The organism is Streptococcus sp. SM3, from assembly GCF_027497875.1.
In genome coordinates this window covers 1-13,119 of the sequence record NZ_JAJNSA010000068.1, presented here as the reverse complement: position 1 = coordinate 13,119, position 13,119 = coordinate 1, and the positions used below count along the sequence as shown (strand labels likewise).

Below are 13,119 nucleotides of genomic sequence, written 5' to 3'. Positions count from 1 at the left end.
AGGAGAATAGAAAAATGGATGTAAAATCACAAGTAATTGAAATTATTGACGAATTGTTTATGGAAGATGTCTCAGACATGATGGATGAGGATCTCTTTGATGCGGGTGTCCTTGATAGTATGGGAACAGTCGAATTGATTGTGGAATTGGAAAATCGCTTTGGCATCCGTGTTCCTGTATCTGAATTTGGACGCGATGATTGGAATACTGCTAACAAGATCGTAGAAGGTGTAACGGAGCTTCAGAATGCTTAAGCGTTTGTGGCTGATTTTAGGGCCCGTATTTTGCGCGCTCCTCATGGTAGCAGCTTTATTATTCTTTTATCCAATCAATCATAAGCACAACTATACCGAAGAGAAAAAAGCTGCGGTTAGTTTGAATGCAGAAGGATTCAAGAGTCGTACAAAGAAACAAGAAGCACTTTCTGATCCACAGCATCGCTTTGTTCCTTATTTCGGCTCCAGTGAGTGGTTGCGTTTTGATGTGGTGCATCCAGCAGTTTTGGCTGAAAAATATGACCGCAATTACAGACCCTACTTTTTAGGAGAACGTGGTGCGGCTTCTTTGAACCAGTATTTTGGGATGCAACAGATTTTGCCAGAACTCAAGGACAATACAGCTGTTTATGTGGTTTCTCCGCAATGGTTCACCAAGAAGGGCTATGATTCCTCTGCCTTTCAACAATTCTTTAATAGCGATCAGTTGAATAGCTTTATTGCCAATCACCAACAGGATGCTGCATCCCAGTATGCTGCAAAGCGTCTGTTACAACAGTATCCAAATGTCGCCTTTCAAAGTGTTGTAACGAACATTTCTCAAGGAAAGAAAATTTCCAGATTTGATCAGTCTTTGAACCAGTTTGTTTCCCACCTTGTCCAACGCGAAGATGCTTTGTTTAGTAATCTTGCAACGCGTACAAACGGGAATTACGATAAGAAGGTCAAAAAACGTCTACAAGATTTACCAGATCAATTCTCATATGAGAAATTGGAAGAAATTGCAACGGCTGAAGCAAAAGTCAAGACTAATAACAACGACCTTGGAATCAGCAATCATTTTTACAATACTCGTTTAAAAATGAAGTTGAAGAAACTAAAAGGTTTCCAAAAAAACGAATCCTATGTTCAATCTCCTGAGTACAATGACTTGCAGTTGGTTCTAGACCAGTTTGCTAAATCTCGGACCAATGTTATCTTTGTCATTCCTCCAGTAAATGCCAAATGGATGAAATACACAGGCTTGAGCCAAGAAAAGTATGAACAGGCTGTTCAAAAGATTCGTTACCAATTGGAAAGTCAAGGATTCACCAATATTGCAGACTTTTCTAAAGATGGTGATCAGCCCTACTTTATGGAAGATACGATTCATATGGGATGGAATGGTTGGCTAGCCTTTGATAAAGCGGTCAATCCCTTTGTCACAAAGGCTGAAAAAGCACCAACTTACCATCTAAATGATCGCTTCTTCAGTAAAGACTGGGCCCAATATAAAGGGACACCAGATGAATTTAAATAATGCTTGATCAAAGGGGGCAGGATCGAATCCTGGCTCCTTGATTTGTGAGGAAAGGGACGGAAAGTCACAAGTAAGCAAGATAGTTACCCACAGGCTGTGGGTAACTTGCTTGTAAATGGATGAAAACAAGTCCTGATGCTGATGAACCTTCCTCTTTTAAGGGGAAAACCGGTAAAAGTTATCCACATTTTTGTGGATAAGTGATAAAAAACAGTGGATAAGTCAGCTGATTTGTGAAAAGGAGAAATAGTGTGAAAAAAATTTGGTTTTACGCAATCGTTCAGGGGATTGTGATCTTTTTTATTGTGGGTGGTATGACCTACGCACTTAGGGGAGATTTCTTTTTCCGTTACTTATCCCCTATTTTTGGACTAGCAGCAGCTGTCTTGAGATTTGGGACGGCGACTTTAATGAAGGTGATAGCCCCCACTCTCTACGATGATCCCAAAAAGAAGGAAGAAGTTGGCCACGATAATTAAAGAAGTTGGTAACTGAAAAAGTTAAGCTAAAGGCCGCTTTCTGCTGGTCTTTATGGTAAAATAGAAGGAAGAATATTAGTTTGGAGATTAATTAGAAATGAAACGTTCAATGTATGCTGGACGTGTTCGTGAAGAACACATTGGAACTCATATTACCTTGAAAGGATGGGTTAGCCGTCGTCGTGACTTGGGTGGTTTGATCTTTATTGATTTACGCGACCGCGAAGGAATCATGCAATTGGTGATCAATCCAGAAACAGTTAGTGCAGAAGTGATGGCCACAGCTGAAAGTATTCGCAGTGAATATGTTGTAAAAGTGACAGGTCTTGTGGAAGCTCGTGAACAAGCGAATCCCAACTTGCCTACAGGAGCAGTAGAACTCAAGGTAGAGGCTATTACGGTTCTTAATACTGCCAAAACAACGCCATTTGAAATCAAGGACGGAATTGAAGCCAATGATGATACTCGTCTTCGTTACCGCTACTTAGACCTTCGTCGTCCTGAGATGTTGGAAAACCTCAAACTCCGTGCAAAAGTAACTCATTCAATCCGCAATTATTTAGATGAATTAGAGTTTATTGATGTGGAAACACCGTTCCTTTCTAAGTCAACTCCAGAAGGAGCACGTGACTACTTGGTTCCTTCCCGTGTCAACAAAGGCCATTTCTATGCCCTTCCACAAAGTCCTCAGATTACAAAACAATTGTTGATGAATGCTGGATTTGACCGCTATTATCAAATCGTGAAGTGTTTCCGGGATGAGGATTTACGGGGAGACCGTCAACCTGAATTTACACAGGTCGACTTGGAAACCTCTTTCTTGAGTGATCAAGAAATCCAAGATATCACAGAAGGCTTGATTGCACGTGTCATGAAAGAAACCAAGGGAATTGAGGTAACACTCCCATTCCCACGGATGAATTATGATGATGCCATGGCCTTGTATGGTTCAGATAAACCAGATACACGTTTTGAAATGTTGCTTCAAGACTTGACAGAGCTTGTCAAGGGTGTAGACTTCAAAGTCTTTTCAGAAGCTCCAGCAGTTAAGGCGATCGTTGTCAAAGGTGCAGCGGATCATTACTCTCGTAAAGACATCGATAAATTGACAGAAGTTGCGAAGCAATACGGTGCGAAAGGTCTTGCTTGGGTAAAATATGCTGAAGGTGCCTTGAACGGTCCTGTTGCGAAGTTCTTGACAGAATTGACAAGTGACTTGACAGTTGCTTTACAATTAGAAGACAAAGATCTAGTCCTCTTTGTAGCAGATACTCTTGAAGTAGCCAATGCAACACTTGGTGCTTTGCGTGTTCGTCTTGCGAAAGAGCTTGACTTGATTGACAACAATCAATTCAACTTCCTTTGGGTAGTGGATTGGCCAATGTTTGAATGGTCTGAAGAAGAAGGCCGTTATATGTCTGCTCACCATCCATTTACACTTCCACAAGCTGAAACAGAGCATGAATTGGAAGGCGATCTTTCAAAAGTTCGGGCGATTGCCTATGATATCGTCTTAAATGGCTATGAATTGGGTGGAGGAAGCCTGCGGATTAATCATAAAGATTTACAAGAACGGATGTTCAAGGCGCTTGGATTTACAAAAGAAGCTGCTAATGAACAATTTGGGTTCTTGTTGGAAGCAATGGATTACGGTTTCCCACCACATGGAGGATTGGCGATTGGCTTGGACCGCTTCGTAATGCTTCTTGCAGGTGAAGACAATATTCGGGAAGTCATTGCCTTTCCTAAGAATAACAAGGCGACAGATCCAATGACACAAGCTCCTTCTGTCGTTTCTGAGAAACAATTGGATGAGTTAAACCTTCAAGTAGAAGTGGCAGAGCAAGAATAGGACAAGAGAGAAAAAGGAAAGTCTAGGAATTAGTTGCTTTAAGATTCTCCTTTTCTTCTAATCGATGGATTGAAAATGAAAAAAACTCGCTTTCATAAGCTATTTCGCTATCATGTGTGGCGACTAGCTTATAACATTAAATTATTGCGCGTGCTGAAGAGCATCTCCCGAGAGAAATACGATGAAAAAGTGTCAGCTTCCTTGCTGTATGGATTTCTATCAGCAATTGCTGTCAACTTCTTCTTTCAACCGGGCCATGTCTACTCCAGTGGTGCAACAGGTCTAGCTCAGATTTTATCTGTTCTGAGCCAACGCTTTATTGGCTTTACGATTCCCGTTTCCTTAACCTTTTATGCCATCAATATCCCTTTGATGATTGTGGCTTGGTATCAAATTGGCCATAAATTTACCATCTTTACCTTTATTACGGTTTCGATGAGTTCCCTCTTTATTCAGTTCGTGCCAGTGATTACGTTGACCAACGATCCGATCATGAATGCCCTATTTGGTGGGGTTGTCATGGGAACAGGGATTGGTTTTGCTCTTCGGAATAATATTTCCAGTGGGGGAACGGATATTGTCAGTTTGACGATTCGAAAACGGACAGGAAAGAATGTCGGCAGTATCTCCTTTTTGGTCAATGGGACCATTATGTTGATTGCTGGTCTGACTTTTGGTTGGAAGTATGCCCTTTACTCTATGATTACCATCTTTGTATCGAGTCGAGTAACGGATGCTGTCTTTACCAAGCAAAAACGGATGCAGGCAATGATCGTAACGAGCCAGCCAGATGCCATTATTGAGAAGATTCATAAAAAATTGCATCGTGGAGCGACCATTATCCACAATGCAGAAGGAACCTATAACCATCAGGAAAAAGCAGTTCTGCTGACAGTTATTACGCGTGCAGAGTTTAATGAATTCAAATATATTATGAAAAAAGCTGATCCTCAGGCTTTTATCACCATTTCAGATAACGTTCATATCATTGGACGCTTTGTGGAAACAGAAGAATAAAAATAAGGTCCCACATTGTGGTGACCTTATTTTGTTTATTCAGCTTCTCGGAGAAGGAGCCAACTATGGGCGGAAATAGAAAGTTCCTTTCCTTTAGGAATAGGTGTTTGGAGATTTGCATGAGGATAGGCAAATAGCAGTTGACTATCGCTCGGATGTTGATAGGTCATGTCCTGATCACCGATATTAACGAGAATCGTTATTTTTTCACGATTTTTTTCAATCGTGTAGATAAAATGATAATCAGACAACCATTTGACGTCACAGTAATCTCGAATCTCTTGTCCTTTTTTCAAACGAAGGAGAGGTTGCGATTTCCGGTAAGCAATCAATTCTTTAAGAAAAGCAAGTTCTTCTTGGCATTTTGAAAGGGATGTCCAGTCCAATTGGTTGAGACTATCTGGCAAGTTATAGGTGTTTTCTTCGAGCCCTTTTGTGCGGTAACGTTCTTGACCAGCATGGATAAAAGGTACACCTTGGGATAATAATACCAAATGAAGAGCGAGGCGTGAGAGAGCTTTTCGCTCCTCTAGACGAATCTCTTCTTTTTCAAGTTGGAAATAATCAAAAACAGTTGCATTATCGTGGCATTCGACGTACTGAATGGCTTGTTGAGGTTGGATGAAATGAGCAGGTCCTGCTTTCCCGACATTTGCTGTTAGGATATTAGAAAAATCATTGGCTGGATGTTGACTATCACAACGGTGACCGGCTAAGAGTGTTCTCTTGACCGTATCCCGGAAATTATCACTGAAAAAGCCAAAATCTGGTAATCGTTTTGAGTTGTACTGGTGAGCGAGCTGGTCTTCAGAGAGGCCTGTATCCATCTTCCACCCTTCCCCATAGAGATAGACGTTAGGATAGATTTCACGGAGCTCCTCTGCAATCTCTGTCATGGTTTGAATGTCTAAGATTCCCATCAAGTCAAAGCGAAAACCATCAAAACCGTAGAGGGAAACCCATTGCTTGAGGGATTGCTTGATATAGTGTCTTACCATGGAACGTTCACTTGCGACATCATTCCCACAGAAGGTTCCATTGGTCCGCCCTCCTTCTGCATTATAGCGGTAGAAATAACCGGGTACGATTTGTTCAAATGCATACTCATCGGCCTGGTAGACGTGATTATAGACCACATCCATGATAACACTGAGATTAGATTGGTGATAGGTTGCAATAGCATCTTGGAGCTCCCAAATCCGTGCATAAGGATCGTTAGGGTCACTGGCATAACTACCTTCTGGAACATTGTATTGAACAGGATCATAGCCCCAGTTGTAGGCTTTCCATTGATCCTCTTCATCGACACTACCGAAATCGTAGACAGGAAGTAACTGTACATGGGTAATGCCCAGTTTTTGAAGGTAATCAAATCCAAGAACCTGGCCATTGAGTTGGGGCGACTCTGTCAAACCTTTAAACTTACCCGGGTGTTTAAAGCCAGCCTCTTTTTGGACAGAGAAATCACGAACACTCATCTCGTAGATGAGTGCTTCTGTCGGGTCTAATTGACGAGTGGCACGCGTGATAGGACGTGTGATCTTCTTGCGGTCGACGACTAAGCTATCTCCAGAGTTCGCTAAAGAGGATAGAGCATAGGGATCGTGAATTCGACGTTCTAGGCCATTGACACGAAACTCATAGTGGTAGGCAGCTCCTTCCCAATCTCCTTTGAGCACGAGTTCCCAGACACCGTTTTCTGTACGATGCATTGGATAGACCTGATCTTCGATATGAAGGGTCACATCTTGCGAAATGGGTGCCCAGAATTTAAATTGCGTCTGATTTGGTGTGTAAAAACTTCCTAAATCTTCTCCAGTATAGGTGAAGGTTTGATCGAAAATGGGTTTGCGAACGATGTTTCGATAGTGGAGTATAGAAGAATTTCCAGTAGCATCGTAGATGGTGTACTCTTCTCCGAGTTCAAGTGGAATAGGGCTTAAGAAATAGTCTCCTGTGTCAGTCGCTGCACTTGACGTTTTGACAGGGATTAAGGCAAGATGACCTTGGTTCGTTTTCAAATAAAAAGGAAGGATATGCTCCTCTCCCTTTTGGATACGAATGAGGTCTTGGTCATCTAAATAAGCAGTAAATGTAGACATAAAGACTCCTAGAGTTTCGTAATGGTATGGTCAATCAATTGACGGTAGCAAACGGTTTTTCCTTCTTTGTGATCCTTGATAATTTGTAGAATTGTCCGAACAGACTCACGTCCGAGTTCCACTGCATTGATGTCAATATAGGCTTCAATATCGAGTCGTGGCTTAATCGAATCAAAGGAAATAATCGGGATTGTCAGCTGGTGTTCTAATAGGTATTGGCGCACCCCTTCAGCAACGAGAATATCGGTTGTCATGATGGCATCTAACTCTGCTAGGGGAAGGCTCTCCATCATTTGATAAGAATTGTCTTCCAACATAAAACCAAATGAGAAATGAACCAGTTTTTCATCGAGAGGAATCCCTGCTTTTTGGAGGGCTTCTTTATAACCTTCGTAGCGGTCTTGAGATACGAACAGTTCTTTGTTTCCCCCGATAAAAGCAATTTTTCGGTAGTTTTGTTGAATGAAATAATCCGTCGCATCAAATGCAGCCTTGATATTATCATTATCCACTAGCGATACAAAAGGTGAAGCTGCCTTTCCGAGAATGAGGAAGGGGAACTTGTCTTTGATCGCAAATTCAACGAGGGGATCATTCGGGTTGGAATAAAGGAAAATCAAACCATCTACACGATTTCCGTAGATGAGTTGTTTGAGGTTGTCGAGCCGCCGTTCTTCATTTTGCCCCGTACAGATTTGGATGGCATAATCATTGTCTGACGCGATCTGGGTAATCCCTCTTAAAACAGTTGGGAAGAAAGGATTCTGGTAGAAGACGTCACTGTCGATTGGTAGGACCAAAGCAATGACTTGACTAGATTGGCTGACAAGGCTGCGAGCATTAAGATTGGGATGGTAGTCCAATTCGACCATGGCCTCACGGACACGTTTTTTTGTTTCATCACTAATCGTGGATTTGTTTTGGATGACGCGCGTGACAGTTGAAGGCGCGACGCCAGCGAGTTTCGCCACATCTTTGATGGTAACACGCATGAGAAAACCTCCTAGCGGTGATAGTCTGGATCACGGAAGTGGGTCTTATAAAATACCATAGCAAGATAGAGTACAAATAAGACATTTTGGATCATGATCGTCGTAGTAAATACTTGATGGAATAGTAAACTGATGAAGACACTCAGTAAAATAGGGAGTCCCAAGCAATTCAGAATACAATTGAAACATTCCTTGAAAGTTTGTAGTGAAAAGAGTCGAGATTTTCGTGTCAAGTAGAGGAAGAAAGATGCCCCTACGATGAGAATCAAATAATTGACTGTCGATAAGAAGCCAGAGAAAATCACGAGAAAGAGACTGACAGGGAGTCGATTGTCGCGAAACCAATCGCTAGAGATAGCTTGAGTGAAGCTTTTTTTATCCCGAAGGCTCTCTTGATTAATAGCCTGGTATGAGACTGTAGCGAGTTCTTTATTCTCTTTTGAGATAATCAATTGTTTGCGATCAAAATGGAGTGTTAACTCCTTGCCTTCACTAGCCTTTGCCTCTTGGCCTAAGATAACCTGTCCTTTTGAAGTCTTGTGTACAGGGTTAGTCCCTGTATAGGTGAGCTCTTGGTCTTTGATCACGACGTGTTCTTGGATATCTTTCATAACGTCTGTTGATAAAGGATCAAACACATCGCTGACAAAGGTTGTCAAAGGATAGGTTTTGAGTTGAGCATTTTGCAGAGCCACAGGTAATAGTGTGATAGAGATTAGAAAGAAAGAAGTAAAAATCATTTGGAACCAGCTCAGTTTTTTGCGGTTTGCAAAAGAAGAGCGGAAATTGAAGATACTTGCGAAATAATTAAAAGGATAGGGCATAAGATGACCTTTCTAAATATAAGAGTATCAGAAATGCAAAGAGAAATCTCTTTGCATTGATTTTATTCTTAACGAAGGGTAGTAAAGCATCCACCATACTACCCTCAACTTAAAAATAAAATGTGCTTGAAATAAGATTCTATTTTATCCTTTATCTCCACCAGCTGTCAAGCCTGAAACAAAGTTCTTTTGTAGGAAGAAGAATAAGATACAGATTGGAACCGCGATCAAAATAGCACCGGCTGCAAAGAAGGCGATTTTTTGATTTTTTTGGTCACTGATAAAGGTTTGAAGACCAACGGCTACCGTATAGTTCACTTCGTCACGAAGCAAGAATTTAGACAAGATATAGTCTCCGAAAGGCCCCATGAAAGCCCAAAGTGCTTGAACGGCAATCATTGGACGAACAAGAGGAAGGACGATTTGCCAGAAGCGACGGAAGTGTCCAGCTCCATCCAATTTCGCAGATTCATCGAGGGAAATTGGAACAGTATCAAAGTATCCCTTCATCAACCAGGCATTCATTGGAATACCACCACCAACATAAAGGAAGATCAAGAACCAAGGTTGGTTCAAGGCATTCAGCATCAAAGCCATAACGAAGAAGGCTGTGAGGGCTGCCATGGTTGGGACCATTTGAATAATCAAGAAGAAGACCAAACTTTGTTTACGCGCCAAGAAATTGTAACGGCTGTATGCGTAACCTGCGAAGGTAACGATACTTGTTTGTACAATCATGGTGATAATGGCGATAACCAAGGTGTTCATATACCAAGTGCCATAATGGGTTTCAGAGAAAAGTTTTGAGAAGTTATCAAAACTAAGATTGCCACTAAAATCAAGTGTAAAGGCACTGACATTCCCTGATTTGAAGGCTGATAGAACCGTAATCAACAATGGATAAATGATAACGATTGAAAGAACCACCATGTACAGGTAAGTCAAGAAATGATTGAGGCGGCGTTTAAATTGAACTGAATTTTTCATTTTATACATCCTCCATATCAAATGCATGTAGTTTCTTGAAGGCAACCATAGAGATTGAGATCACAATCACAGAGATAATCAAGGTTACCGCTGCAGCCATTGAATATTGAGGAGAAGAATTGGTTGTCAACTTGTAGATCCATGAGATCAAGATATCTGTAGATCCGGCGTTTCCTCCGACAGAACCAGGTCCCCCATCGTTAAACAAGTAAATGATGGAGAAGTTATTAAAGTTGAAGGTATATTGACTGATCAAAGTTGGAGCTGCAACAGCCATAATCATTGGGAAAGTGATGCTGCGGAATTTTTGCCAACCGTTGGCACCATCAATATAAGCAGCTTCGTAAAGATCGTTTGGAATCGATTGAAGAATCCCTAAAGTCAAGACGTAGATGTAAGGGAAGCCGAGCCAACCTTGCATCATAATCAAAGCAATTTTTGTCCAGGTAGGATCTGTTTTCCAAGGAATCAAAACGCCATCTAAGAATGGGAAGATCTTCGCAAACAATGGGATAACTTGTGCATTGATAGCACCGACACTATCGTTAAACATATTTGAGAAAGTTAGGATAGTGATGAAGGCTGGAACAGCCCAAGGAAGCAAGAAGATAACCCCAAAGATTCGTTTTCCTTTTACGAATGGTTGGTTTGCAACAATAGCGGTCAAGATACCGAGTACGATTTGAAGAGTAGAAGCTGCGAGGGCCCAAATCAAGGTCCAGCCAAGAACCGATGTAAAGGCTGAGCGGAAGGTACTCAAGGTCCACATATTAGTGAAGTTTTGGAACCCGATCCAATCAAGCAAGGTTGTTGGAGCGGTATGTTTGAAGTCGTAGTTGGTAAAGGCGATCATCAAAGTTACTAAAACTGGGAAGATAATCGCAAATGTCATAGCAATGTATGAAGGAATAATCAATAAATATGGGAAGCCATTTTCATAGATTGCTTGAACCATTTCTTTCAAGGTTTTTGGAACGGCAATCCCGTTGTTGATGCGTTTAGCAACTGTTCCAGCATCCTTAATATTTAAGGCATAAAATAGGAAGTAAACAACAGTGATGATCAAGTGGAAGGCGCCACGAATCAAGATAAAGAGAGAATTATCTTGTCCACGGACGGTTCCAAGTGTAACCAATTTCGCTAATTCTCCAGCTCCAATTCCTAGGAAATAGGCGAGAAAGAGAATGGTTACGGCAAGAAAAATATAGCCTTTGGTTTTTTGTTTGTTATAAATTTGCCCAAGACCCGGGATCAAAGAGAGCCACATAGCCTTTTTAGGGTTTTGTTCTGTAGTCATTCAAATCTCCTTATAATGTCCTTGCTAGAGAGCAAGAAGACAAGTCAGACAGTAAGTTGTGCTTGAAAATTGAACATAAGAGGTTGGGACTTTGTCTCCAACCTCTTACTCACACCTAAAAACTGTCTTATTTGCTACCGAATTTTTGTTCGATGGTTTCTTTAATCAATTTCACTGCATCGTCAGCAGATGCTTTTGCAGATTTTTTACCACTTACAGCATCGAAAAGCATAGTAGCAGCTGGATCCCAAACAGCACTCATTTCTGAGATATTTGGCATTGGTTGAGCATTCTTGAATTGATCAACAACGGCAGTTGTCAATTCATCGTTTTTGCTAACCGCATATTTACGAGCTTCTGTGTTGGCAGGAACTTCATTGGTCTTGTCAAACAAAGCTTTTTGTTGGTCAGTACTTGTCAAGAAGTCAATGAATTTTTGAGCGCCATCAAGGTTTTTCGCACCTGCAGGGATAACCCAAGCTTTACCACCACCAAAGGCAGAGTATTGTTTTCCGTTTGGAAGAGTTGGAATCGTTGCGACACCGTAGTTTACTTTAGCTTCTTTCAATGAAGCAGCTTTCCAAGGACCATCGATGATAGCAGCTGTTTTACCTTCTTGGAATTGTGTTTGGATGAAGTTAGCAGCAGCTTTTGTATCTTGCAAACCTTTTGGCCATTTAGCATACCAAGTTTTTGCATATTCGATACCATCGATAGAACCTTGGTTGTTCAATCCAATATCTTTAGGATCTGTACCGTCTTTACCAAACACATAACCGCCGTTACCTGAAAGTAAACCGTAAGTGTAGTAGAAGTTTGTCCAGTCAGCTAAGAAGGCAGTTGTTTTACCAGGTTCGCTAGCGAAGTCGTACTTGCTATCTTTTGCAAGATTTTCAAGATCACCAAATGTTTTTGGAGCTTCGCTTACAAGATCTTTGTTATAGTAGAGAACCAATGTTTCGATGACAGCAGGTGCACCGTAAACTTTACCACCGTTTGTTACAAGAGCTTCAGTTGTTTTATCTGTATGGCTATCTTTGTTTAATGTCACTTCAGCCAATTGACCATCGCTACCAAGACCACCTACACGGTCGTATGGTGCCATCATAACGTCTGGAGCTTTTTTAGATTGGTTATCAAGAGAAAGGTTATCCAATCCACCAAGAGCATCACCAGTCTTGATGTTAATTTTTACGCCATTTTCTTTTTCAAAAGCTTTTGCAGCTTCTTCAACATAAGATTTGTAGCCTTTGTCTACATAGACGTTGATTTCTTTACTTGCCTCAGAAGAACCTGATGAGTTATTGCTACAAGCAGCAAGTAAGAAGCCGGCAAAACCAACTGTACCAAGTACAGCAGCACTACGTAAAATTGTACGTTTCATGATTTATTCCTCCTAAAGAATAAAAAAAGATAATAATTAGAAACCGTTTTAGACAAACGTTTTCCTAAAACGTCTTAAGTATATCACAAGGCGAAAACGTTTGCAAGTAGTTTTAAACAATTTTTTTAAAAATATTTTAATTCCGAACTTTCTTCTATAAAATGCATCAAATTTGTTGACATTAGCCAAAGGAAAGAATACACTAAGGGGGTGAGGACATTCTGAAAAAAGTTAAAAAAGTTTTTAAGAAATCCCTTGCAGAAAATAGGGAAAAAGTTTATAATAACATGGTACGCAAACGTTTTCGCAAAAATTGCGTAAACTGAGTTGCGCCTGTTCGATTTTTAACAAAGAGTAGAGCCGCTTGAGAGCTGGATACGACTCTGCAACGATACCCATACCGTGCACCGAATCGCAGGCTTCAAAGAAATAAAAAAAGGTGGTAACCCATGAAAAAACGTCAAAGTGGTGTTTTGATGCACATTTCTTCCCTTCCTGGACAATACGGGATCGGATCATTCGGTCAATCAGCATATGATTTTGTTGATTTCCTCGTTCGGACCAAGCAACGTTACTGGCAAATCTTGCCGCTTGGTACAACTAGTTATGGAGATTCTCCATACCAATCTTTCTCAGCTTTTGCTGGGAACACTCATTTTATTGATTTCGA

12 protein-coding genes are annotated in these 13,119 nt (G+C 41.0%); 6 read left to right on the top strand and 6 right to left on the bottom strand.

Features of this window, described 5'->3' with window-relative positions:
- Window positions 1-14 precede the first annotated feature (14 nt).
- The 5 genes from dltC (at window position 15) to PAN06_RS09825 (ending at window position 4,863) form a co-directional block, all read left to right on the top strand.
- The gene (dltC, locus tag PAN06_RS09845; RefSeq protein ID WP_003002265.1) at window positions 15-254 is read left to right on the top strand and encodes a D-alanine--poly(phosphoribitol) ligase subunit DltC; all 240 of its coding nucleotides are present in this window, start codon (window positions 15-17) and stop codon (window positions 252-254) included.
- The gene (gene dltD, locus PAN06_RS09840; RefSeq protein WP_037606871.1) at window positions 247-1,515 is read left to right on the top strand and encodes a D-alanyl-lipoteichoic acid biosynthesis protein DltD; all 1,269 of its coding nucleotides are present in this window, start codon (window positions 247-249) and stop codon (window positions 1,513-1,515) included. The genes dltC and dltD overlap by 8 nt, the downstream gene beginning before the upstream one ends.
- 251 nt (window positions 1,516-1,766) lie before the next feature.
- Window positions 1,767-1,994, top strand: coding sequence for a hypothetical protein (locus tag PAN06_RS09835; protein WP_045760041.1), 228 nt, complete (start codon window positions 1,767-1,769; stop codon window positions 1,992-1,994).
- 97 nt (window positions 1,995-2,091) lie between these two features.
- On the top strand, window positions 2,092-3,846 hold the full coding sequence (aspS, locus tag PAN06_RS09830; protein WP_269796204.1) for an aspartate--tRNA ligase: 1,755 nt from the start codon (window positions 2,092-2,094) through the stop codon (window positions 3,844-3,846).
- Between the two features lie 75 nt (window positions 3,847-3,921).
- Window positions 3,922-4,863: a YitT family protein gene (locus tag PAN06_RS09825; protein WP_155125183.1), complete on the top strand. Its 942-nt coding sequence runs from the start codon at window positions 3,922-3,924 to the stop codon at window positions 4,861-4,863.
- A 35-nt stretch (window positions 4,864-4,898) separates the two neighbouring features.
- Here the strand turns inward: PAN06_RS09825 and pulA are convergent, their stop codons facing one another.
- From pulA to PAN06_RS09795, 6 genes are all read right to left on the bottom strand, one after another.
- On the bottom strand, window positions 4,899-6,965 hold the full coding sequence (gene pulA / locus PAN06_RS09820; RefSeq protein ID WP_269796203.1) for a type I pullulanase: 2,067 nt from the start codon (window positions 6,963-6,965) through the stop codon (window positions 4,899-4,901).
- 8 nt (window positions 6,966-6,973) lie between these two features.
- Window positions 6,974-7,957 carry a LacI family DNA-binding transcriptional regulator gene (locus PAN06_RS09815; protein WP_013904333.1) on the bottom strand — a complete coding sequence of 328 codons (984 nt, stop codon included), beginning with the start codon at window positions 7,955-7,957 and terminating at the stop codon, window positions 6,974-6,976.
- A gap of 11 nt (window positions 7,958-7,968) precedes the next feature.
- Window positions 7,969-8,781 carry a DUF1189 family protein gene (locus tag PAN06_RS09810; protein ID WP_021154118.1) on the bottom strand — a complete coding sequence of 271 codons (813 nt, stop codon included), beginning with the start codon at window positions 8,779-8,781 and terminating at the stop codon, window positions 7,969-7,971.
- A gap of 144 nt (window positions 8,782-8,925) precedes the next feature.
- Window positions 8,926-9,768, bottom strand: coding sequence for a sugar ABC transporter permease (locus PAN06_RS09805; protein ID WP_021154117.1), 843 nt, complete (start codon window positions 9,766-9,768; stop codon window positions 8,926-8,928).
- Between the two features lies 1 nt (window position 9,769).
- Window positions 9,770-11,065 (bottom strand): sugar ABC transporter permease, encoded by a 1,296-nt coding sequence (locus PAN06_RS09800; RefSeq protein WP_023919930.1) that lies wholly within the window; start codon window positions 11,063-11,065, stop codon window positions 9,770-9,772.
- Window positions 11,066-11,192: 127 nt separating this feature from the next.
- The gene (locus tag PAN06_RS09795; RefSeq protein WP_023919928.1) at window positions 11,193-12,449 is read right to left on the bottom strand and encodes an extracellular solute-binding protein; all 1,257 of its coding nucleotides are present in this window, start codon (window positions 12,447-12,449) and stop codon (window positions 11,193-11,195) included.
- A 449-nt stretch (window positions 12,450-12,898) separates the two neighbouring features.
- Between PAN06_RS09795 and PAN06_RS09790 the strand changes: the two genes are divergently transcribed.
- Window positions 12,899-13,119: 4-alpha-glucanotransferase (locus tag PAN06_RS09790; protein ID WP_269796202.1), on the top strand; the 221-nt coding region annotated here is incomplete at its 3' end.